19 protein-coding genes and 1 pseudogene are annotated in these 21,082 nt (G+C 58.2%); 13 read left to right on the top strand and 7 right to left on the bottom strand.

The features are described 5' to 3' along the window. Positions 1-122: 122 nt before the first annotated feature. Entirely contained in the window at positions 123-794 is a 672-nt protein-coding gene (locus BOP96_RS26735; protein ID WP_003189807.1) for an aspartyl/asparaginyl beta-hydroxylase domain-containing protein, read from the bottom strand. Between the two features lie 611 nt (positions 795-1,405). Between BOP96_RS26735 and BOP96_RS26730 the strand changes: the two genes are divergently transcribed. The 4 genes and pseudogenes from BOP96_RS26730 (at position 1,406) to BOP96_RS26715 (ending at position 5,881) form a co-directional block, all read left to right on the top strand. Beyond that, positions 1,406-2,050 (top strand): MBOAT family O-acyltransferase, encoded by a 645-nt coding sequence (locus BOP96_RS26730; RefSeq protein WP_003189809.1) that lies wholly within the window; start codon positions 1,406-1,408, stop codon positions 2,048-2,050. 1,847 nt (positions 2,051-3,897) lie between these two features. Continuing rightward, a complete protein-coding gene (locus tag BOP96_RS26725; RefSeq protein ID WP_073454512.1) occupies positions 3,898-4,230 on the top strand; it encodes a ComEA family DNA-binding protein in 333 nt (110 codons plus the stop codon). Positions 4,231-4,373: 143 nt separating this feature from the next. After that, entirely contained in the window at positions 4,374-5,018 is a 645-nt protein-coding gene (locus BOP96_RS26720; RefSeq protein WP_073454510.1) for a GntR family transcriptional regulator, read from the top strand. A gap of 14 nt (positions 5,019-5,032) precedes the next feature. Beyond that, positions 5,033-5,881, top strand: a pseudogene (locus BOP96_RS26715) (urea carboxylase-associated family protein). A gap of 8 nt (positions 5,882-5,889) precedes the next feature. On the opposite strand, the gene BOP96_RS26710 reads toward BOP96_RS26715, so the two are convergent. After that, the gene (locus BOP96_RS26710) at positions 5,890-6,057 is read right to left on the bottom strand and encodes a DUF2897 family protein (RefSeq protein ID WP_003172675.1); all 168 of its coding nucleotides are present in this window, start codon (positions 6,055-6,057) and stop codon (positions 5,890-5,892) included. Positions 6,058-6,168: 111 nt separating this feature from the next. Then, positions 6,169-7,533 carry an ethanolamine permease gene (gene eat / locus BOP96_RS26705; protein ID WP_014717639.1) on the bottom strand — a complete coding sequence of 455 codons (1,365 nt, stop codon included), beginning with the start codon at positions 7,531-7,533 and terminating at the stop codon, positions 6,169-6,171. A 413-nt stretch (positions 7,534-7,946) separates the two neighbouring features. On the opposite strand from eat, the gene kdpF reads away from it, so the two are divergent. The 6 genes from kdpF (at position 7,947) to BOP96_RS26675 (ending at position 16,050) form a co-directional block, all read left to right on the top strand. Beyond that, on the top strand, positions 7,947-8,036 hold the full coding sequence (kdpF, locus tag BOP96_RS26700; protein ID WP_003218754.1) for a K(+)-transporting ATPase subunit F: 90 nt from the start codon (positions 7,947-7,949) through the stop codon (positions 8,034-8,036). An 8-nt stretch (positions 8,037-8,044) separates the two neighbouring features. Next, positions 8,045-9,739 carry a potassium-transporting ATPase subunit KdpA gene (gene kdpA, locus BOP96_RS26695; protein WP_060767577.1) on the top strand — a complete coding sequence of 565 codons (1,695 nt, stop codon included), beginning with the start codon at positions 8,045-8,047 and terminating at the stop codon, positions 9,737-9,739. A 15-nt stretch (positions 9,740-9,754) separates the two neighbouring features. After that, positions 9,755-11,812: a potassium-transporting ATPase subunit KdpB gene (gene kdpB / locus BOP96_RS26690; protein ID WP_014717641.1), complete on the top strand. Its 2,058-nt coding sequence runs from the start codon at positions 9,755-9,757 to the stop codon at positions 11,810-11,812. 92 nt (positions 11,813-11,904) lie between these two features. Further along, positions 11,905-12,450: a potassium-transporting ATPase subunit KdpC gene (gene kdpC / locus BOP96_RS26685; RefSeq protein ID WP_014717642.1), complete on the top strand. Its 546-nt coding sequence runs from the start codon at positions 11,905-11,907 to the stop codon at positions 12,448-12,450. A gap of 127 nt (positions 12,451-12,577) precedes the next feature. Continuing rightward, positions 12,578-15,229 (top strand): sensor histidine kinase, encoded by a 2,652-nt coding sequence (locus BOP96_RS26680; protein ID WP_038449518.1) that lies wholly within the window; start codon positions 12,578-12,580, stop codon positions 15,227-15,229. A gap of 131 nt (positions 15,230-15,360) precedes the next feature. Beyond that, on the top strand, positions 15,361-16,050 hold the full coding sequence (locus tag BOP96_RS26675; protein ID WP_073454507.1) for a response regulator: 690 nt from the start codon (positions 15,361-15,363) through the stop codon (positions 16,048-16,050). Between the two features lie 115 nt (positions 16,051-16,165). On the opposite strand, the gene BOP96_RS26670 is transcribed toward BOP96_RS26675, so the two are convergent. Then, positions 16,166-17,203: a patatin-like phospholipase family protein gene (locus BOP96_RS26670; RefSeq protein WP_003189836.1), complete on the bottom strand. Its 1,038-nt coding sequence runs from the start codon at positions 17,201-17,203 to the stop codon at positions 16,166-16,168. A 216-nt stretch (positions 17,204-17,419) separates the two neighbouring features. Here BOP96_RS26670 and BOP96_RS26665 point away from each other — a divergent pair, with 216 nt between their 5' ends. The 3 genes from BOP96_RS26665 to BOP96_RS26655 all read left to right on the top strand — a co-directional run bounded on the left by BOP96_RS26665 (position 17,420) and on the right by BOP96_RS26655 (position 19,389). Further along, on the top strand, positions 17,420-17,698 hold the full coding sequence (locus BOP96_RS26665) for a hypothetical protein (RefSeq protein WP_003189839.1): 279 nt from the start codon (positions 17,420-17,422) through the stop codon (positions 17,696-17,698). A 42-nt stretch (positions 17,699-17,740) separates the two neighbouring features. Further along, positions 17,741-18,502: a CHAD domain-containing protein gene (locus tag BOP96_RS26660; protein ID WP_073454505.1), complete on the top strand. Its 762-nt coding sequence runs from the start codon at positions 17,741-17,743 to the stop codon at positions 18,500-18,502. 89 nt (positions 18,503-18,591) lie between these two features. Then, complete coding sequence (locus BOP96_RS26655) at positions 18,592-19,389, top strand: acyl-CoA thioesterase (protein ID WP_073454503.1); 798 nt, start codon at positions 18,592-18,594, stop codon at positions 19,387-19,389. Positions 19,390-19,398: 9 nt separating this feature from the next. Here BOP96_RS26655 and BOP96_RS26650 read toward each other — a convergent pair whose 3' ends face one another. The 3 genes from BOP96_RS26650 to BOP96_RS26640 all read right to left on the bottom strand — a co-directional run. Beyond that, positions 19,399-19,761 (bottom strand): Mpo1-like protein, encoded by a 363-nt coding sequence (locus BOP96_RS26650; protein WP_003189844.1) that lies wholly within the window; start codon positions 19,759-19,761, stop codon positions 19,399-19,401. 123 nt (positions 19,762-19,884) lie between these two features. After that, on the bottom strand, positions 19,885-20,310 hold the full coding sequence (locus tag BOP96_RS26645) for an Imm50 family immunity protein (protein WP_034135145.1): 426 nt from the start codon (positions 20,308-20,310) through the stop codon (positions 19,885-19,887). Continuing rightward, positions 20,307-21,082 (bottom strand): RHS repeat-associated core domain-containing protein (locus tag BOP96_RS26640; RefSeq protein WP_175563017.1); only part of this gene is annotated, 776 nt, incomplete at its 5' end. The genes BOP96_RS26640 and BOP96_RS26645, both read right to left, overlap by 4 nt.

The raw sequence follows: 21,082 nt of genomic DNA, 5'->3' as shown, positions 1-21,082 counted from the left end.
GGTTGCAGTGCTTATTGCTGCTGTTGGGAGGATTCGCTCCGTTGTGTAGCCTTTGATTATTTATAATTTTTAGGCTACATAACAGCGGAGGTGTGTACCAAGGTTAATCCGGCAGGGGGGGATTACTTTACATTCTTCTTGCCGAAAACGCGCCATGCGATGAATTTTTTGAGCATGTGCATTTGCGCCATGAAGTACTTTGGATCTTTCCAGATGTTAATCAAAATAGATTTCAAGAAGCTGAACGCCAATATCGCCACGAAATAGAGGTCGTGTATCCGGCCAAAAATATTCTTGCGAGGTAGATGACTTTTTACGGCTTCGCTGACCTGACATTCGACAACAATGTGTACTCGGGTGTGCGGGCTCTCATTTTTTACTTCGTGCAAAAATGACGTGTCTAGTGCCCACAGTTCACCTGGGGACATGACGACTCGTTCTTTGGATACGTTAAAAAATACTTTGTCATTTGTAATGATCGGAATATGGAAACGAAGTCTTGCATTACTAGAGGCACCAGTCAGGTCGCGATGAGGGTGCAGCACTGCTCCAGGGGACAAGTAGTAAAAGACGCAAATTCCATTCTTTTCGGCGCCTAGGAACTCATAAATTTTTGCGGCGAACGGCGTGTGCTCCGGGTCCAAGTCTACCTTGTGCCATTGAATGTCTTTGTATTTACCACCCTCATGAACACTGGATTTCTTCTGCTCCAAGGAAAGAGCCAGTTCAGCGATGTTTTTTACCTCATCGTCATCAAAAAAATGTTTATCTATCAAAAAAGCGCCAGTGTTCATATCTTTTCCTTGTCTAGTGCCTGTCTCGCTAGGGGCCGGCAATGTACTGATGACCATAAAGGGTTGGCTAGCTGCGCCTGCGTAGATTATAGCGAACTGAGCGGCGTCTCAAGAGGTATGTAGAGCGGGGGGCGGCTGTGATGGTATTTGCCGCGCCAAAGTACCGATAATCATGAATAGCTCGGCCGACTGCTCGTTTTTTAACCAGCAAGATTTGTAGTTGAGTCATCTGGCCGGCGCACTTTACAGGCGGCCTTACTGCCAACGACAGAAACGCATCTTAGGTGCTGGCATTGTATCTGAAGACAGTTCCATAATATAATTTTTTGCGACATAGTCGTCGGGCTTTTGATTATCCAGAATAGCGCAATATGCTGTTTAACTCTCCGAATTACCTTCTTGTTACGTTCTTCACTCACTTGATTGCCGGCCCTATTGTTCACCACAAACAGTTTTTGCCTCAATTCTTGAGCCGTGGGGTATTAATGTTGAAAACTATGCGGTTGGCATCACGATCTTTGGCATTGGTCTATTCAAGAAAGTGGTGTTAGTAGACAGCATGGCCACGGGTGTGACTGAGGTGTACGGCGCGCCCGGGATGGCAATATGTATTGCGCCGCTCTTTCTGGACTCGTGAATGGCCACGCTGTCTTAATATGTTACAACTGTGTTTTGATTTTTCTGGCTATTCTGATATGGCGATTGGGCTGTCATTGCTATTTCGATTGCCCATCAACTTCAACTCTCCCTACAAATCAACCAGTATCATTGAGTTTTGGAGGCGATGGGATATCACGTTATCCCACTTTTTACGTGACTATCTCTATTTTTCGTTGGGGGGCAATCGTAAAGGCAAAGATCGCCGGTATTTGAATTTCTGGCTCACGATACTTTTGGGGGGGATGGCAGGTGCTAGTCTTAGCTTTATTATTTTGGGCGCATTGGACGAGGCCTATTTAGTTGTTAACCATACCTCGTATTCACTACGCAAGCTGATTTGCCTCACCCGTACCAGCTCAATTGCAAAAACACCTGCAAGGGTATTAAGCATCGCTATCACGTTCGCCGTGACGATGTTCGCATGGGTGTTCTTTGAGCTGAGGATGTGCATTCCGCGAACCTTATATTGGGTCGATGACAGGGAATGCAGGGTGGGACATGAGCAGGGTTTCGACCGACTTCATGTGGGGTATCACCCAGCTGCAAGTGGTTTACCCACAGGTATCCGCCTTGGTCGACATGAGCGGGTTGGGTAGAGGGACTGTATTCTTCATCAATGCGGTGACTATAGAGGGGTGAAGCGTTGGCAGGGTGATGCTGTTGGCGGTATTGCTGGCCATTGTCTGGTTGGCTCCCACCACACAGCAGCTTTCAGGAGGTTTCGGCCCGCACTTGAATACTCCCTGAAAGAAGATGAGAAGAGCTGATCGTTTACCCTGCCTTGGCGAACAGGGTTGATTGTAGGTTTGGTATTTGCTGTTGCCTTATCCCAGTTTTTCTCGGCGACGCCTTCCCAGTTCATGTATTTAACTTTTGATGGCTATGTCAGTGAGAATTCCGTTTGTCTACATCGTCAGTGTTTTGGGTACGATTACTTTCTTGTCTGCGGTTTGGACTGCATTGTTCTACTTTCTGCTGGGAATGCCCCGCAAAGCGTATCCATTGGACCAGAGCGCTGGTTACGAAAAAATTGCAGGATGTAAACGACTCGGCAGAGGGTAAGTTAGTATTCATTTCGGAGTCAAGTGGGAACTTTATATCAATGCCGAAGAAGTGTATAAGGCGACGGGTATTCATTCGGTCAATTTTTGTAAGCCGCGCTATCTTGCCGCTTGAGTATATGCTGGATCACATAAAGGGGGAGCTAAATATGGGGGCGTCGTCGTACTCAGTCCGGAGTATCTTACTTATGCGGGGGTGTACGGTTGACAAGCACTTTTATTGACTATCTCGCTCTTGATCCGAACTATTTTCGGACATTGTCAGTTAAAGAAAACTACAATTTCTAATTTCGGTTTCACTTAAGCACCTGATGACCCCGATTAAAGAGTCTTTCCAAAAGAAAGTATCTCCGTACATCTATAGTGTCTACAGTGATTTTTTGCTCTCCCTATGGTGATCAGCACTCTAATAATAAGGCTTTTCTTGACGAAAAGCATAAGCGACGGGCGTCTCGCCGCCCCCTGAGAGGCAAGAATAGCTGCTATTTTTGCCTCTGAACATAACTGGAAACTTCTGAAAGAGTTTCAGGTCTGGTGCAAGTCGAAGGGCGTGTTGTTGCTGGCTCTCCCTCCGGCGACAATAAAGTTTGATGTCTACGGCACACCCGCGTACACAGATAAGTTGGCGGCATTAGAGATCGAACTTGAGAAAATAGGAATGCCTTATATCGGTTATCCGTGTTCCTTCATGTATAGGCGTGGATTATTTTTTGATACTAACTACCATACGAATCAGGAGGGTAAGGGAGCCCATACGGAAGTCCTTACTCACTGGCTCAAGCCCTATATCCTATATAAAGTTTCGAAGCGAAGCGCTGCCAGTTCAAGCGGCTCCTGAAACCCCAGTTGAAAAGGCATTGAAAGATTTTAATGGGTGGATGCTCCTCTCTTCGCAGCTTACGCTGGAAGGCCCTCCCCCGTCAGCAATTTGCCCGTTGTGTCTGGGGTGCAGCCCAAAAAAATTGCAACCTGAGTCTTTGAAGACGGGCCTACCAGTTTCAAAATCGAGTTTATGCTCAATCAACAGGAGCAACCTCTTGCGATCTTGGTCGATGATCAGCAGGTATTTTCAAAAAAGTGATTAAAAGTACGGATTTTGAAACCGTCGAGGTTGTACTTCCTCTCAGCGGGTTCCCACGTGATTACCATCAACTCTGATGATGTATCCATCAGCGAGTTAGGCACGAGCATCTTGTATCGCTCAATAGTGTTCACACCGGCCAAGTGAGGAATCAGCAGGGCTGGAGGCGATTCGCCTCTAGGGCGTGTACTCACACCCTGTAACTCATTCATTTTTGACTCGCCCCAAACATCACCTAAGTTAGAAAAGCAGCTTCGGAAAAGCTGCTTTTTTCTCTAACCGATGTCATGGAGCGTCACCAATGCAAAACCTCTACCTCTCATCCCTCATCTTCGCCTTCCTCACCAGCTTCTCCATCGCCACCACCGCTGCGCCGTCCATCAAGCCAGAGCCCCCAACCCCCATCTCCACCCAGATGACCAAGACCGAACAATCTTCCAAGGTCAACCTCAACGCTGCCGACGCCGAAACCCTGCGCCGCGATCTGTTCGGCGTTGGTGCTTCCAAGGCGAAGGCAATCATCGCCTATCGCGAGAGCAACGGCCCGTTCACGGCGGTGGATGAGTTACTGGAAGTGAAAGGCATCGGCAAGGCATTGCTGGAAAAGAATCGCGACAGGCTGGTTATTAATTGAGGATCTGAAAACAGCGCGGAGGGCCGGTCATACACCGGCCTTTCCTTTAACTAACCGACCTTGCGATTTCCTCACTGACGCAGCATTGGCACGAAACGTGGTTACCTCTTCCTCAGTGATTGTTCAACAATCTCGAGGTAACAATGCCACTCACTTTATCTTTAGCCGACCAAATCGCCCTGGAGCTGCGCGCCGACATCATAGGCGGCCGGCTGTTACCAGGCATGCCGTTGATCGAGGTCGATCTGGTCAAGGCCTACAACGCATCACGCAATACGATTCGCGAGGCGCTGCATCGTCTCGGCCAGGAGGGCCTTACTCGCTATGTCCGCAACAAGGGCGTCATGGTTCGGCGCTTGGAGCGAGCAGAAGTGCGCGACCTTTTCGTCGTCCGCCGCACCCTGGAATTGCAGGCCATAGCCCAATGCGGCCCGCTGACGGACGCTCAATCAGGCCGTATGCAAAACGCCATCGACGCCACCACCCTGGCCCGGGAGCGCGAAGATTGGCGAGCCGTGGCCACCCACAGTCTGATGTTTCACCAACAGATCGTCGCGTTGATGGGCAGCCCGTTGTTCGACGAGTTCTTCGCCCAGGTGATTGCCCAGTTGCGCCTGGCGTTCTGCGCCGCGCCTGACGAGCAACGTTTCCAATCACCCTGGCTGGAGCGTGACCATGAGATATACACATTGCTAACCCGCAACCAAACCCAGGCCGCCAGCGAGGCGATGAGTCTGTACCTGGATGACTCGGAACACCTTTCTCTCGCTTTGTTTGATCAACCTTGATGGAGGAGTGCCCCATGTACAAAGACTATCCCGCCGCGTACCAGGTCAGCAAAGGTTCGGCGTTGCAGGTGGATACGGCGTTCTATGAGCGTATTCGTGATCAGAAAACCCAGCGCACGTTGATCGAACAGTTCGAGGTGCCGATCCGCACGGGGAGGGCGTGGAAGGTGCCGGCGGGGCATGTGTTTCGTGTGACCACGCCGGTGGGGCCGCAGGTGGGGGATTTCAATGTCTGGAACGCTAACGACCCACGCGAACGTTTGTGGGCCGCGCGCACCCGGCAGCTTCAAGGCGCCCATGTCAGCACTCATGATCGGTTGTGGTCGAACCTGCCTTTTCTACGGCCCTTGGTCACGATCACCGATGACAGCCTGGCCAGCTACGGCATTGATGAGCACGGGGGGCGTTTGCACGATTTGTTGGGCACGCGATGCGACCCCTATGTGAACCGTATGTTGACCGGGGAGGACTTTCATCACCATTGCCACTCGAACCTGACCCGTGCGGTATTGCCCCATGGGCTGACGGAGTTCGATGTGCATGACGTGTTGAATATTTTCCAGTGCACCGGGCTCAATCAGGATGACATGTACTTTATGAAAGCCTGTCCGGCGAAGAAGGGCGATTACCTGGAGTTTTTTGCCGAGATTGATCTGCTCTGTGCGTTGTCGACGTGCCCTGGCGGGGATTTGTCGCTACCGATGTGGGGGCCGGATGCGCAGGATCCGCTGACGGTGTGCCGTCCGTTGGGGGTGGAGATCTACCGGTTGGAGGATGAGTTGCTCAATGGCTGAAGCCAACCGGAACGTGCTGCCTACAAGGGGCAGCACGGCTTGCATATTGCCAAGGCGGATTGGGAGTAACGCAAGATTTAGCGATCCTGCGCATCCTTGGCATCTGCCTGCGCATTGCGCTCGGCTACGCGTTTACGTTGTTCGTCGGTGAGTTCCACCTTGTTGGCGCTGTCACGCAGCATCATCAGGCCACCGACGATCGACCCGATCGCTACTACCATAATCAACCATGCATACCACGGCATAAGACGCTCCTTGAGGCAGAGGTTCGTGGGAGAATTTTCCCACGGTAATCACTGCTTTGAGTGACGGGCTTTCTGAGTAGTTCAGTGTAGGCCCGTTCTGCCTCATAGGCGCTACTGTCCGGTCAACATTGCATCCGCCGGCGCATCGATGCGGTCTTGTGCGGTCATCTGGAAGTAGATAAAGCCCACCGCCATAAAGCCCAGGAAGATCAGCCCGATCAAGGCATTGAACCAGGCCATCGCCACCAGGCATACCACCGCTAGCGCCAGCGCAATGCCCGGCACGATGGGGTAGCCCGGCGCGCGGAAGGTGCGTTCCAGTAGTGGCTCGGTCTTACGCAGTTTGAACAGGCTGAGCATGCTCATGATGTACATGACGATGGCACCGAACACCGCCATGGTGATCATCGCGGCGGTCAGGGTCATGCCGCCCAGGTTGATCAGGCCGTCGCTGTAGATGGCGGCGATGCCCACCACGCCGCCGGCGAGGATGGCCCGGTGCGGTGTCTGGAAACGTGAGAGTTTGGCCAGGAAAGACGGCAGGTAACCGGCACGGGCCAGGGCGAAGAACTGGCGCGAGTAGCCGAGGATGATGCCGTGGAAGCTTGCCACCAGGCCGAACAGGCCAATCCATACCAGCATGTGCAACCAGCCGGAGCTGTCACCCACCACGGTTTTCATCGCCTGGGGCAGTGGGTCGTTGATGTTCGAGAGGGTGCGCCAGTCACCCACCCCGCCAGCGAAGAACATCACGCCCATGGCCAGGATCACCAGGGTGAGGATGCCGCTGATGTAGGCCTTCGGAATGGTGCGCTTGGGGTCCTTGGCTTCTTCGGCGGCCATGGCCGCGCCTTCGATGGCGAGGAAGAACCAGATCGCGAAGGGGATGGCGGCAAACATACCGGCAATCGCCGGGGCACTGAAGGTGTCGGAACCGGCCCAGCCATTGAGGGCAAAATTGCTGAAGCTGAACGCCGGGGCGACTACGCCCATGAATACCAGCAGTTCGGCGACGGCCAGCACGCAGACCACCAACTCAAAGGTGGCGGCAAGTTTCACCCCGAGGATATTCAGGCCCATGAACACGATATATGCACCGACGGCGGCGTGCTTGGGGTCGAGTGCCGGGAATTGCACGTTCAGGTACGCGCCAATGGCCAGGGCAATCGCGGGCGGGGCGAAGACGAATTCGATCAAAGTGGCCAGGCCGGCAATCAAGCCGCCTTTCTCACCGAAGGCGCGACGGCTGTAGGCAAAGGGGCCTCCGGCGTGGGGAATCGCAGTGGTCAGTTCGGTGAAGCTGAAGATAAAGCAGGTGTACATCGCGGCGACCATTAATGATGTCACCAGAAACCCTAAGGTCCCGGCGACGCCCCAGCCATAGCTCCAGCCGAAATATTCGCCGGAGATCACCAGCCCGACGGCGATGCCCCATAGGTGCAGGGTGCCCAAGGTGGGTTTGAGTTGTGTGTTCATTGTGGGGTGCTCCCTGAACCGTTTGGAATGATTCAAGGTGTTGCAGTGGTTATGCCAAGCCTCAGAACTATGTCGTAAAGCAGTGCCTATGTCGCCGGGGGGACGGTTTGGCGTTTGAATGTGGCATGAGTTGCACCACATAAGTGCGGTGGTGACTTGGCGGGCGCTTTCGCGGGCAAGCCCGCTCCCACACTTGACCGAGTGTTAACTGAAAGAACGCAGTCGAATGTGGGAGCCGGGCTTGCCCGCGAAGAGGCCCTCCCAGCCACTGCAAATCCCGCTGTAAACCCCGCGTAAACCCACTCTTTACGCCATCTTTACGCCCCACCCACCACCTCGCTCTCGTTCCTTTACACCCCTCCTGCGGACAATGCCCCCACACGCGGCAATCGCCGCAAGACGGGGAGACTTCCATGAGTGTTCTGGACGGGGTGTCACTGCTATTGGCCGTGGCGCTGTTCATTTATCTGCTGGTTGCGCTGTTACGCGCGGATCGGAACTAGGAGCGGCTATGCACAGTTATGACTATTGGCTGATCATCGCCTTCTTTGCCGTGGTACTGGTGCCGGCTCCGTTCCTGGGGCGGTTCTACTACAAGGTGATGGAGGGCCAGCGCACCTGGCTCAGCCCGGTGCTGGGGCCGGTGGAAAGCGCCTGTTATCGCCTGTCGGGTGTGGACGCACAGCAGGAACAAAGCTGGCAGAAGTACATGCTGGCCTTGCTCGCATTCAACCTCGCCGGCTTCCTGCTGCTGTTCTCTATTCTGTTATTTCAAGGCTCCCTCCCGCTGAACCCGCAAAACCTGCCGGGCCAGGAATGGACCTTGGCGTTTAATACCGCCGTCAGTTTCATGACCAATACCAACTGGCAGAACTACAGCGGTGAGGCGTCCCTAAGTTATCTAAGTCAGATGGCCGGCCTCACGGTGCAGAACTTCGTCAGCGCCGCGACCGGCCTGGCCGTGCTGGTCGCACTTTGCCGTGGGATCGGGCGCAAATCTGCCCAGACCCTGGGCAACTTCTGGGTCGACATGACCCGCGCCACCCTCTACGGCCTGCTGCCGTTGTGCCTGGTGCTCGCACTGTTTCTGGTATGGCAGGGCGTGCCGCAAACCTTCGCCCACTATGTTGATGCCGTCACGCTGCAGGGCGTGGACCAAGTGATTCCCCTGGGCCCGGCCGCCAGCCAGATTGCGATCAAGCAATTGGGCACCAACGGCGGTGGCTTCTTCGGCGTGAACTCGGCGCATCCGTTCGAAGACCCGACCGCCTGGGCCAACCTGTTTGAAGTGGCCTCGATCATTCTGATCCCGGTGGCACTGGTGTTTACCTTCGGCCATTACGTCAAGGACCTGCGCCAGAGCCGGGCGATCCTCGCGTGCATGCTGGCGCTGTTCTTGATCGGCGGCGCGACGTCGCTGTGGTCCGAGTACCAGCCCAATCCAACCCTGAACAACCCGGCGGTGGAGCAAACCGCACCGCTGGAAGGCAAGGAAACACGTTTCGGCACAACCGGTACCGTGCTGTGGTCGGTGACCACTACTGCGGCCTCCAACGGTTCGGTCAACGGTATGCAGGACAGCCTCAGCCCGCTGAGTGGGATGGTGGCGCTGGTCAACATGATGGTCGGCGAAGTGATCTTCGGCGGTGTCGGTGCCGGTATGTACGGCATGTTGCTTAACGTGTTGATCGCGGTGTTCCTCGCCGGCCTGATGATCGGCCGCACCCCGGAATACCTGGGCAAGAAACTCCAGGCCAAGGAAGTGCAATTGCTGGTGGTGACCCTTCTGGTGATGCCGGTCGGCGTATTGGTGTTGAGTGCCATTGCCGCCAGCTTGCCCGGCCCGGCAGGCGCCATCAGTAACCCAGGCCCCCACGGCTTCAGTCAATTGCTGTACGCCTACACCTCGGCCAGTGCCAACAACGGTTCGGCGTTTGCCGGCCTCGGCGCCAACACCCCGTTCCATAACCTGATGCTGGGCCTGGGCATGTTGATCGGCCGCTTTGGCTACATCCTCCCGGTACTGGCCCTGGCCGGCAGCCTGGCGATGAAGAAAGCCGCACCGATTGGCCAGAACAGCTTCCCAACCCATGGCGCGCTGTTTGTGACCCTGTTGACCGTGACCATTTTGCTGGTGGGCGGCCTGACTTTCCTGCCGACGCTGGCGTTGGGTCCCATCGCTGAACACTTGAGCATGGGCTTCTAGTTAAGGGATATGAAAATGAATATGCCTGCAAAAAACGCGGCCCCGGTCAAACCCCAGGAGCCTGCCAAAACCGCCATCTCGGCTCTCTGGCGCCCGGCGCTGGTCCAGGCGTTCGTCAAGCTCGATCCACGCCAACTGCAACGCTCGCCAGTGATGCTGGTGGTCGAACTGACCGCCATCCTCACCACCGTGTTGTGCTTCGTGCCCGATACCACCGTGCCCACCTTTGTTGCGGTGCAAATCGCGGTGTGGCTGTGGTTCACCGTGCTGTTCGCCAACTTCGCCGAAGCCCTGGCCGAAGGCCGCGGCAAGGCCCGCGCCGACAGCCTCAAGGCTGGCAGCGAAGGCTTGAGCGCCCGACGCCAGGAAGCCGATGGCAGCTTCAAGGTGGTGCCGGCCACCAGCCTGCGCAAGGGCGATGTGGTACGTGTTGCCGCCGGGGAAATGATCCCCGGTGACGGCGAGGTCGTCGAAGGGATTGCGGCGGTCAACGAAGCGGCGATTACCGGCGAATCCGCCCCGGTGATCCGCGAGTCTGGCGGCGACCGCTCAGCGGTTACCGGCAACACGCGGTTGGTATCGGACTGGCTGCTCATCCGCATCACCGCTAACCCGGGCGAGTCCACCCTGGACCGTATGATCGCGCTGGTGGAAGGCGCCAAACGCCAGAAAACCCCCAACGAAGTTGCGCTGGATATTCTGCTGATCGGCCTGACCCTGATCTTTCTGCTGGTGGTGGTGACCCTGCAGCCGTTCGCCCACTTTGCCAATGGCAGCTTGCCGCTGGTGTTCCTGGTCGCACTGCTGGTGACGCTGATTCCCACCACCATTGGCGGCTTGTTGTCGGCCATCGGGATTGCCGGCATGGACCGCCTGGTGCGTCTCAACGTGATCGCCAAGTCTGGCCGCGCGGTAGAAGCGGCGGGGGATGTGCATGTGTTGCTGCTGGATAAGACCGGCACCATCACCTTTGGTAACCGCCGTTGCTCGGCCGTGGTCGCAGCGCCTGGCGTCAGTGGCCGGGAATTGGCCGAAGGCGCGCTGCTGGCGTCCCTGGCGGATGACACGGCGGAAGGCAAGTCCATTGTTGAATACCTGCGCGCCTTGCACCCCCAGGCCGAGCCGAGCCTGGAGGCGTTGACCGCCGTGCCCTTCAGCGCCGAGACCCGTTTGTCCGGTGTCGACTATCAGGGCCGTGTGTTCCGTAAAGGCGCGGTGGACTCGCTGCTGACGTTTATCGGCCAGCAACGCAGCGACCTGCTGCCTGCGCTGTCGCGGGAAATCGACAAGATCGCCCAGAGCGGCGGCACGCCCTTGCTGGTGTGCGCCGATGGCAAGTTGCTGGGGGCGATCCATCTCAAGGACGTGGTCAAGCCCGGTATCCGCGAACGGTTTGCCGAGTTGCGCAAGCTGGGGATTCGTACCGTGATGGTCACAGGCGACAACCCGCTGACCGCCGCCGCGATTGCCGCTGAAGCGGGGGTGGACGATGTGCTGGCCGAAGCCACGCCAGAGAAGAAACTCGCGCGTATTCGCCATGAGCAGAACGATGGACGCCTGGTTGCTATGTGTGGCGATGGCGCCAACGATGCCCCGGCGCTGGCCCAGGCTGACGTCGGCATGGCGATGAACGACGGCACTCAGGCCGCGCGCGAAGCCGCCAACATGGTCGACCTCGACAGCGACCCGACCAAGCTGCTGGACGTGGTGCAGATCGGCAAGGAACTGCTGGTGACCCGTGGCGCGCTGACGACCTTTTCCATCGCCAACGACGTGGCCAAGTACTTCGCGATCCTGCCGGCGCTGTTCGCCTCGATCTACCCGCAACTGGGCGTGCTCAACATCATGCACTTGCAGAGCCCACAGAGCGCGATCCTCTCGGCCATCGTGTTCAACGCGCTCATTATCGTGGTGCTGATCCCATTGGCCCTGCGCGGTGTGCGCGTGCAGGCGGCGAGTGCGGCGGCGTTGTTGCGGCGCAATCTGCTGATCTACGGGCTGGGCGGGCTGTTGGTACCGTTCGTGGGCATCAAGGCCATCGACATGCTACTGACCGCGCTGCACCTGGTTTGACCTGGCCGCTGATCGTTCCCACGCTCCGCGTGGGAACGCCGCCGCCCCGGACGCTCCGCGTCCCACCGCACCACTGAATTGAGGAGTCTGAAATGTCCAACATCATCCGCCCAGCCCTGAGCTTGCTGGTACTCATGACCCTGATCACCGGCGTGGCCTACCCGCTGGTAGTCACCGGCGTGGCCCAAGTGGCCTTCCCCGATCAAGCCAATGGCAGCCTGGTGCGCGACGCCAGCGGCAAGGTGCGTGGCTCCAGCCTGATCGCCCAGGACTTCACTGGTGACCGCTGGTTTCACCCACGCCCGTCAGCCGGTGCTTTTGCCACCGTGTCCAGCAGTGCCAGTAACCTGGGCCCCAGCAATCCGGCCTTGGCGACTCGCATATTCGAGGACGCCAGCAAGCAGTCAGTGCCTGGCCAGGGCCCGGTGCCACTGGCCTCGCTGACCACCTCCGGCAGCGGCCTTGATCCACACTTGCCACCGCAGGCGATTGCCTATCAACTGGCGCGAGTGGCGGCGGCGCGAAATGTGCCGGTGTCGACCTTGCAGCGGTTGCTGGATGAGCACATCGAAAGCCCGTTGGTTGGCCCGCCTGTCGTAAATGTCCTGGCCCTGAACATGGCTTTGGAAACGTTGTAAGCCTTGCGACCGCCATCGCGGGCAAGCCCGGCTCCCGCATTTAGAATGCATTCCACTGTGTGAGCCGGGCTTGCCCGCGATGGCGGCCTTGAAGACTCTCCATCAATACCTGAAGGAACCCCCGAGCATGAGCGACGCCGGCCGCGCCGATGCCCTGTTAGCCGATCTGCCCCGGGACGGCCGTGGCCGGCTTAAAGTCTTCCTCGGCGCCGCGCCCGGTGTGGGTAAGACCTACGCCATGCTCCAGGCGGCCCATACCCAACTGCGCCAGGGCGTGCGTCTGATCGCTGGGGTGGTCGAAACCCACGGCCGCGCCGAGACCGAAGCCTTGCTCAGCGGCCTGCCGCAACAACCGCTGTTGCGCAGCGAATACCGTGGCGTGATGCTCGAAGAAATGGACCTCGACGGCCTGCTCGCCGCCAAGCCAAAGCTGGTGCTGGTGGATGAGCTGGCCCACAGCAACGCCCCCGGCAGCCGTCATGAAAAACGCTGGCAAGACATCCAGGAACTGCTCGCCGCCGGCATCAACGTGTTCACCACGGTCAACGTCCAGCACCTGGAAAGCCTCAACGACCAGGTGCGTGGCATTACCGGTGTGCAAGTGCGCGAAACCCTGCCGGACTGGGTGCTGCAAGAGGCCGACGAACTGTTGCTGATCGACCTGCCGTCTCGCGAGCTGCTCGAGCGCCTGCGTGACGGCAAGGTGTATGTGCCCGAACAGGCGCGTGCGGCCATCGATGCGTTTTTCACCCAGACCAACCTCATGGCCCTGCGCGAACTGGCCATGCAAACCGCCGCCGCCCACGTCGACGATGACTTGGCCCAGGGCTACCGCCAACTCGGCCAGGCCGCGCCGGCAGTGCGTGGGCGCCTGTTGGTCGGTGTGGATGGCGATGCGCAAGCCGAACGACTGGTGCGCCATGCCAGCCGCGTGGCCCAGCGTCGGCATTTGCCCTGGAGCCTGGTGCACATCGACAACGGCCGTGCTCGGGATGAGCAATCGCGCCTGCGCCTGCAAAACGCTCAGCAACTGGCAGAGCGGCTGGGCGGGGAAGTGGTGTTGCTGCGCGCTGGGGAAGTGGCCAAGACCCTGATCCAGCACGCCGTTGAACGCCGTGCCAGTTTAGTGCTGGTGGGGCAGTCACGGATGCGCTGGCGGCGGCGCCTGTTCGGTGGCGGCTTGGCGGCACGCCTGTTGCGCAATGCCCGCGGTTTGGAAATCAACGTCCTCGACAGCGATGACATGCCTGCACCGCCACGTCTGCCGGAGGTACGCGGGTTGGTGTGGTTCGATTACGCCTTGGCGGTGGTGGCGACCCTCGCCGCTGCCGCAGTGGCCTGGGCCGTGTCCAGTGCGTTGGCGCTGCCGAACATCTCTTTGGTATTTCTCGCCGCCGTGCTGCTGGTGGCGGTGCGCAGCAGCCTGGGGCCGTCCCTGGTGTGTGCGGCACTGTCGTTTTTGACTTACGATTTTCTGTTTATTCCGCCGAATTTTTCCTTCGCCATCCAGCGCGAAGAAGACGTGCTGACCCTGTTGTTCTTCCTGTTGATGGCAGCGTTGACCGGCAACCTCGCCGCACGCCAGCGCCGCCAGTTGCAGGCGTTGCGCGATACCCAGGAAGAAACCAGCGAGCTGCTCGACCTGTCGCGCAAGCTCACCGCTGCCACCGACCGCCAAGCTGTCATCAGTGCCGCCGCCCACCATCTGCAAGGTTGGAACGACCTCGACCTGTGCCTGGTCAATCGCGACGGGCAGGGCGGCTGGAAGGTCGAGACCGGTGGCCCGTTGACCCTCACCGAAGCAGAACGCGCCGCCGCCGACTGGGCCTGGCAGCATGATCAGCCGGCCGGCATGGGCACCGGCACCTTGCCGTTTGGGCGTTGGTGGTGGTGGCCGTTGTCGGGTGAAGAGGGGCCCTTGGGGTTGCTGGGTGTCAGTGCCAAGCCTGGCCTGGAATTGAGCGGGCAACGTCGACGTTTACTCACCGCGTTGAGCCAACCGCTGGCCCAGGCGCTGGCGCGGGCACAACTGGGGCAGGAGCTGGAATCGGCGCGCCTGCACGGCGAAACCGAACAACTGCGCAGCGCTTTGCTCGCGTCGGTGTCTCACGATTTGCGCACGCCATTGACGTCCATGCGCGGCAGCATCGACAGCCTGCTGGCCCTGGGTGAAGCCATCCCGCTGGAGGATCGCCGCGAATTGCTCGAAGGCACCCGTGATGAAGCCGAGCGCCTGGACCGCTATATCCAGAACCTGCTGGACATGACACGCCTGGGTCATGGTGCGCTGAAACTGGCACGCGATTGGGTGTCGCCCGGCGATATTGTCGGCAGTGCCCTTGGGCGACTGCGCGCCGTGCTGGCGCCGTTGCAGGTGAGCACCGATGTGCCGCCGGAGCTGCCTTTGTTGTATGTGCATGCGGCGTTGATTGAGCAGGCCTTGGTCAACGTGTTGGAAAACGCCGCACGGTTTTCGCCCCCCCAGGGCCGCTTGCAGTTGCGGGCTGGGGTGCAGGATGAGCAGTTGTTTTTTGCCGTGGCGGATGAAGGACCGGGGATTCCCGAGGAGGAGCGGGCGAAGATTTTCGACATGTTCTACACCGCTGCCCGTGGTGATCGAGGCGGACAGGGCACCGGCCTCGGCTTGGCGATCTGCCAGGGCATGGTCGGCGCGCACGGTGGGCATATCAGCGTGGCCGATGGCATTGACGGGCGGGGCACCTGCATCACTTTGTTTTTGCCGTTGCCGACACCACCTGTCCTGGAACACAACCTGTAGGAGCGAGCTTGCTCGCGAAGGTCGTTAACGATAATGATGACGTCCTGAATGCACGCGGTGCCTAGAGGTTTTTCGCGAGCAAGCTCGCTCCTACAGGGGGGTGATTTTTTAATGGGTTTTGATGAGACACCATGAGCCAGACCGCGACGATTCTTATCATTGATGACGAACCGCAGATCCGCAAATTTCTGCGCATCAGCCTGGCTTCCCAAGGCTATAAGGTCATCGAAGCCGGCACCGGCAACGAAGGCCTGGCCCAGGCGGCCTTGAGCAAACCGGATTTGCTGGTGCTCGACCTGGGCCTGCCCGACATGGACGGTCAGCAGGTGCTGCGCGAGTTTCGCGAGTGGTCCACGGTGCCGGTGCTGGTGCTGTCGGTGCGGGCCAGCGAAGGTCAGAAGGTCGAGGCCCTCGACGGTGGCGCCAATGACTACGTGACCAAACCGTTCGGCATCCAGGAGTTTCTTGCCCGTGTGCGTGCGCTGTTGCGCCAGGCACCGGCCGGAGAGGCCCAGGAAGCCGCCTTGAATTTTGGCCCGTTGACGGTCGACCTGGCCTATCGTCGCGTGCTGCTCGACGGAGCTGAAGTGGCGCTGACCCGCAAGGAATACGCAGTGCTGGCGCAGTTGGCACGCCACCCGGGGCGGGTGATTACCCAACAGCAATTGCTCAAGGACATCTGGGGGCCAACCCATACCGAGGACAGCCACTACCTGCGGATCGTGGTGGGGCACCTGCGCCAGAAGCTGGCGGATGACCCGACCCGGCCACGGTTTATCGTGACTGAGGCGGGGGTGGGGTATCGGTTGCTAGGTGCCTGAATCTGTGGTGCCTGCGCTGGCGCCATCGCAGGCAAGCCAGCTCCCACAGTTGAAATGCATGTCCCTGTGGGAGCCGGGCTTGCCCGCGATGAGGCCATCCGCAACACCCACACGCTCAACTCTGTTCGCTTTCATACCGATCCAACGTATCACTGGCAATCTCCCGCCCCAAAGCAATCAACTCCGGCGCTTTATAGAACTCGAAAAACCGGCACACCCGCTTCGGCACGTTGATCAGCACATCGGGCGGATACCCAGCGATCTTGTATTGCGCCAAGGAGGTTTGCATCACCTCGAAACTCTGGTTGATCAGGTCCAGCAGCGATGCAGGCCCGACGTTGTCGATGATGAACGAGCCGGTCGCCGACTTCGGTGCGCCGGCTTTCTCCGGCGCCGCGGCAGGTTGCTGGGCTTCGGGTTCGGCAGACTCCAGCCACGGGTTGATTTCGGCGGCCTGGGCCTGCAAGGCTTCTTGTTCCAGTTTCATCAACTGCTCGGCCTGTTTGCGGCGAAACGGCAGGTGCGAACCCAGTGACTTGGCCAGGCTGTTGAAGCGGCTCTTGAACGCTGGCGGGCGCTGGATCACCGGCAATTGATAGTGCTTCTGGTTGGTGGCGTTGAGGTTGACCGCAATGATCAAGTCACAATGGCTCGACACCACCGGCACGATGGGCAGCGGGTTGAGCAGGCCGCCGTCCACCAGCATGCGATTGCCCTGCATCACCGGGGTGAACAGGCTGGGGATGGCCGCCGAGGCGCGCATGGCCTGGTGCAGGCAGCCTTCCTGGAACCAGATCTCCTGTTGGTTGGTGAGGTCGGTGGCGACGGCGGTGTAGGGGATGCGCAGCTCCTCGATATTGATATCGCCGACGATCTTGCGGATTTGCCCGAACACCTTCTCACCGCGAATCGCTCCCAGGCGAAAGCTCACGTCCACCAGGCGCAAGACGTCGAGGTAGTCCAGGCTTTCGATCCAGTTGCGGTACTCGTCGAGCTTGCCGGCAGCGTAGATCCCACCCACCACGGCGCCCATGGAGCAGCCGGCGATACAGGCGATGTCATAGCCGCGTCGTTCGATTTCCTCGATCACCCCGATATGGGCGTAGCCCCTGGCACCACCGGAGCCCAGCACTAAGGCAACACGTTTCTTCATGGCCAGATCCTTCGCAAAACAGGGGCCCACAATGCACCCATCAAGGGGCCTGCTTCAATCCTTGCTGACAGCGCGCAAGATTTTTCCAGGCTGGCGATCAGGCTCGGGTATGCTCTGGCAATAGGTACTACCGATTTCAGGCTAAGGACAAGGCACTTTTCCCTGTAGGCAACGTCTACAGGCTACGACTGAATTTGTATATTTGAGGTGTCATCAATGAAAGCCTGGATCTGTGTGCCTGTGATCGTGCTGGCCTTGGCTGGTTGTGCCGGGAAAACCGCGTATCGCGACAGCTGTGGCTCGCAATTGGACGCCGCCTGGAAAGAACTGGACCTGGCCAAGGCCGAAGGTTTTGCCGGCACTGTCAGCTACTCCAAGGCGTTGTCGCTGTTGACTGGCGCCAAGACTCAGCAGCAGTTTGAAGCGTTCGAGGGCTGCTCCAACAAGGCCGAGAAAGCGCGGTTCTACATTCGTGAGTCTCGCGCCGGGCGATGACCCCGCAGCGGGCAGGATTTTTCATCGGAAAGTGAGGGCAGGATGTCAGCGTTGGTCAATCAGTTAGTCGCTCAGGTCATTGGCCTGGAAGTAGGGTTACTGAGCTGCCAGGCTCGCCTCGCCGCCGTCACTGACGATGAAGCCTTGCATGATTTGCGCACCACTGTGCGACGCCTGCGCAGCCTGTTGCGCCCTTTGCGCGGGCTGCCCGGTGTCGAACAGCTTGAATTGGCCGCCAGCACGGTTGGCCAACTGACTACGCCGCTACGCGACCGAGAGGTGCTGGCGGCGTATTTGCATCAGCACGGTTATCACGACGCGGCTGATCGACGCCTGCGTCTGCAGCCCGAGGCTTATCGCCAGGTGGCGCAAAGCCCGGAGCTGGCGCACTTGCTGCTGATCCTGGATGCGTTCCCACGGTTTATCCGCGCATCCCAGCACCAGAAACTGCTCAAGGGCTTGCGCCCGCGTATCCAGAAACGCCTGGCCAAGCAATGGCAGGCACTCGATGGCGCCTTGAAGGACCCCGATCATGACCGCCACCGGCTACGGTTGCTGATCAAACGTGTGCGCTATGCCGCCGAGGCGTATCCCGAGCTGGACAAATTACCCACCAAAGCCCTGTCGCACTTGAAGAAGGCCCAGAGTGCGCTGGGTAACTGGCATGACTGTTGGCAGTGGCTGGCCCAGGCCGGCCATGAGCCAGACCTGCAACCCTGCGTAGCAGTGTGGCAGCGCACCATGCTCAAGGCGCAAGGCAAGGCCGACCGTGTGCTGGACACGCTCAGCGCCGAGTGTTTTTAAACCGGTCCGGTTTTTGGCCGGAATGGGCGCTGTGCCTGTGCAATTCGATGGTTAAGATTCCTCCAGGATTTTCTTGATGTGAGGTCGCCATGCGCTTTAGTGATTTGCTCGACGCTGCCCGTAGCAATCCGCTGGATGTCACCATCCCTGCCGAATGGGCCCAGGGCCGGGCCACCTTTGGCGGGCTGGTCGCTGCCTTGCAGTACGAGGCGCTGCGCGCCCAGGTGCCGGCGGACCGACCGCTGCGCTCGCTGGCCATCACCTTTGTCGGCCCGGTAGCGCCGGATGTACCTGCCAGCTATCAAGTCGAAGTGCTGCGCGAAGGCAAGGCGGTCAGCCAGTTGCTCGGGCGCGTGGTGCAGAACGGTGAAGTGGCGACCCTGGTCCAGGCCAGTTTTGGCGCCTCTCGCCCCTCCGAAATTGACGTGGCAAGTGAGCCGCCACCGGTATTCAAACATTGGGATGAATGCCAGGAACTGCCCTATATCAAGGGTGTTACCCCCGAATTCATGCGCCACCTGGCAATGCGCTGGAGTGTGGGTGGCCTGCCGTTTACCGGCAATAAATCTCGCGAGATGGGCGGTTGGGTACGGTTGAGAGGGGATGTAAAAGAAGAGCCACTGACCGAGGCGTACATCCTCGCCCTGGTCGACGCCTGGCCGCCGGCGCTACTGCCACACCTCAAAAAGCCCGCGCCGGGTAGCACCCTGACCTGGACCATCGAGTTCATCCAGCCGCTGCAAGACCTGACTACGCTCGACTGGTGCCAGTACCACGTCAACATCGAACACGCCCGCGACGGCTATGGCCACGCGGCCGCTGCGTTGTGGAGCCCGACCGGCGAGTTGATCGCCCTCAGCCGCCAGACCGTGGTGGTGTTCGCCTGAACCCGCCGGTCAGTGGTGGTGCCGCTGCCGCCAGGCGCGCCACCAGCCACCGCTGAGCACAAAGCGCGGGAAGGTCACGAACTGCTCGACCACCAGACGCTGCACCGCATCTTTACGATCACTGAACGGCTCACTGGCCTGGGCCTCCAGGCTATGGCCGTGACGCTGCAACGCCAGGCCCGCGACAATGCCAATCACACCGACCGCGAAGCTGGCCAGGCTCAGGCTGAACACGCCCGACACGATCAGTAGGAAACCGACGATAAACAGCGGCACGGCAATCAGGTGCAACGCCAGGTTGGTTGGGTGCTGATGGTTCTGTGGGTACTGACGCCATTGCCAGGCGGGGAGGTTGGGGTGACGTTTGCCCATGGTGGTGAATCCTCTGTCCGTTGAAACAACATGGATGGAGTGTAGATTGGGCTGGAGGGCAGGGCGAATTGGCCTTTGCTATGGCTCTCATAGTTGCGGTTTCGTAAATAAGCTCATGGGTTTTTATATGGAGTCGTCTGACCAGTTGTGATCTTCTGGTCCAGGGCAGTTCATATAGACCGAGGGGCCGGATAGGGATAGCCATTTAGCCTTGAATTCAACAGATGCATTTTTCGATTTCGCTGTGAAAAAGAAATGCTCGTTTTCTTTTAGTATTTCTATGTTAAAAACTTCTCTGAGAGGAAGGTTTATTATTTTTAGTTCGGTAATGTTGGAGCAGGTCAATCCAATTCTGCATGTGTTATATCCTTTGTCTTTCCATTTTTCGGGGAGCCGGTCAGGAAAGTCTGGTATGTCAAAACCGATGCCGAAATCATTCAGATCATTTTCTATGCGGAGCGAGTGTATGTAAGCTTTTCCGACTTCAATAGGTCGGCTGAATACTTTGTTGAAAAAGATAGAGCCATCAAGGTTATTCCAGTTTTTCATTTCTTGTCCTTGAATAAATAATGGTCTTTTGCTCCTGGTATCTTACCAGTTCGAGGTGTATCAATAGGGCGCAAATTAAAGTGAGCGCCTTGGTCTCCTGTCCCGTTTTCAGAACCGAATTTATGCCCGGCCGAATGGTCCTGAATTAGCACTTTAGAATTATCTGCTCTCGTGTATTGGTATACCCTAGTGTTAATAGGTTTTCCTGAGCTGTTTAAAATTTTTCGGCCGTTCATATCCGACATCTTGACTATGCCATATTGCTTCGGTAACCCGGAGTCCGAATCTATCAGAACGTCAGGTTGTTGTGACATTGGTATGTTGGCATCTCTTTTAGCTTCTCTGAATGCTCCTCTACGAGAGAGATTTGGGACATTGGGGTCAGTGTGTACTGCACAGGTTTGGTTGTTCTTTCCTTGGCCAGGGCAATTAGGGTTCAGCCCCAGAGGGTCTACCCACCCCGTAGGATTGGGCACATACCGGTACCCATTGATCCCTCCCGCCAACTTCACCGGGTCCGGTGTCAGGTAGCGACCAATATCCGGATTGTAGTAGCGATGGCGGTTGTAGTGCAGGCCGCTTTCCGCATCGAAATACTGCCCTTGAAAGCGCAGTGGATTGTCGATTTTGCCTACGTCGAGCCGGGCGATCTGGCCGTAGGCGCGGTAGTGAGCGGACCAGACGATTTCGCCCTCGGGGCTGGTCAGTTCCTGCGGGGTGCCGAGGTGGTCGAGTTGGTAGTGGTAGGGCTTGGTTTCTTTTGGGCCGAAAC

This window comes from Pseudomonas sp. FSL W5-0203, assembly GCF_001896155.1.
Lineage (GTDB): Bacteria > Pseudomonadota > Gammaproteobacteria > Pseudomonadales > Pseudomonadaceae > Aquipseudomonas > Aquipseudomonas paracarnis.
Note: the sequence above shows the minus strand (reverse complement) of the source record. Positions and strands in the feature narration are given on the sequence as shown.

Excerpts from the sequence above, each read along its gene's own strand:
- kdpA (WP_060767577.1), top strand. The coding sequence starts at position 8,045 with ATGCACAGTTATGACTATTGGCTGATCATCGCCTTCTTTGCCGTGGTA.
- BOP96_RS26660 (WP_073454505.1), top strand. The coding sequence starts at position 17,741 with ATGTCAGCGTTGGTCAATCAGTTAGTCGCTCAGGTCATTGGCCTGGAA.
- kdpF (WP_003218754.1), top strand. The coding sequence starts at position 7,947 with ATGAGTGTTCTGGACGGGGTGTCACTGCTATTGGCCGTGGCGCTGTTC.
- BOP96_RS26735 (WP_003189807.1), bottom strand. The coding sequence starts at position 794 with ATGAACACTGGCGCTTTTTTGATAGATAAACATTTTTTTGATGACGAT.
- BOP96_RS26680 (WP_038449518.1), top strand. The coding sequence starts at position 12,578 with ATGAGCGACGCCGGCCGCGCCGATGCCCTGTTAGCCGATCTGCCCCGG.
- BOP96_RS26710 (WP_003172675.1), bottom strand. The coding sequence starts at position 6,057 with ATGCCGTGGTATGCATGGTTGATTATGGTAGTAGCGATCGGGTCGATC.
- BOP96_RS26645 (WP_034135145.1), bottom strand. The coding sequence starts at position 20,310 with ATGAAAAACTGGAATAACCTTGATGGCTCTATCTTTTTCAACAAAGTA.
- kdpB (WP_014717641.1), top strand. The coding sequence starts at position 9,755 with ATGAATATGCCTGCAAAAAACGCGGCCCCGGTCAAACCCCAGGAGCCT.
- BOP96_RS26675 (WP_073454507.1), top strand. The coding sequence starts at position 15,361 with ATGAGCCAGACCGCGACGATTCTTATCATTGATGACGAACCGCAGATC.
- BOP96_RS26720 (WP_073454510.1), top strand. The coding sequence starts at position 4,374 with ATGCCACTCACTTTATCTTTAGCCGACCAAATCGCCCTGGAGCTGCGC.
- BOP96_RS26655 (WP_073454503.1), top strand. The coding sequence starts at position 18,592 with ATGCGCTTTAGTGATTTGCTCGACGCTGCCCGTAGCAATCCGCTGGAT.
- kdpC (WP_014717642.1), top strand. The coding sequence starts at position 11,905 with ATGTCCAACATCATCCGCCCAGCCCTGAGCTTGCTGGTACTCATGACC.
- BOP96_RS26725 (WP_073454512.1), top strand. The coding sequence starts at position 3,898 with ATGCAAAACCTCTACCTCTCATCCCTCATCTTCGCCTTCCTCACCAGC.
- BOP96_RS26665 (WP_003189839.1), top strand. The coding sequence starts at position 17,420 with ATGAAAGCCTGGATCTGTGTGCCTGTGATCGTGCTGGCCTTGGCTGGT.
- BOP96_RS26670 (WP_003189836.1), bottom strand. The coding sequence starts at position 17,203 with ATGAAGAAACGTGTTGCCTTAGTGCTGGGCTCCGGTGGTGCCAGGGGC.
- eat (WP_014717639.1), bottom strand. The coding sequence starts at position 7,533 with ATGAACACACAACTCAAACCCACCTTGGGCACCCTGCACCTATGGGGC.
- BOP96_RS26650 (WP_003189844.1), bottom strand. The coding sequence starts at position 19,761 with ATGGGCAAACGTCACCCCAACCTCCCCGCCTGGCAATGGCGTCAGTAC.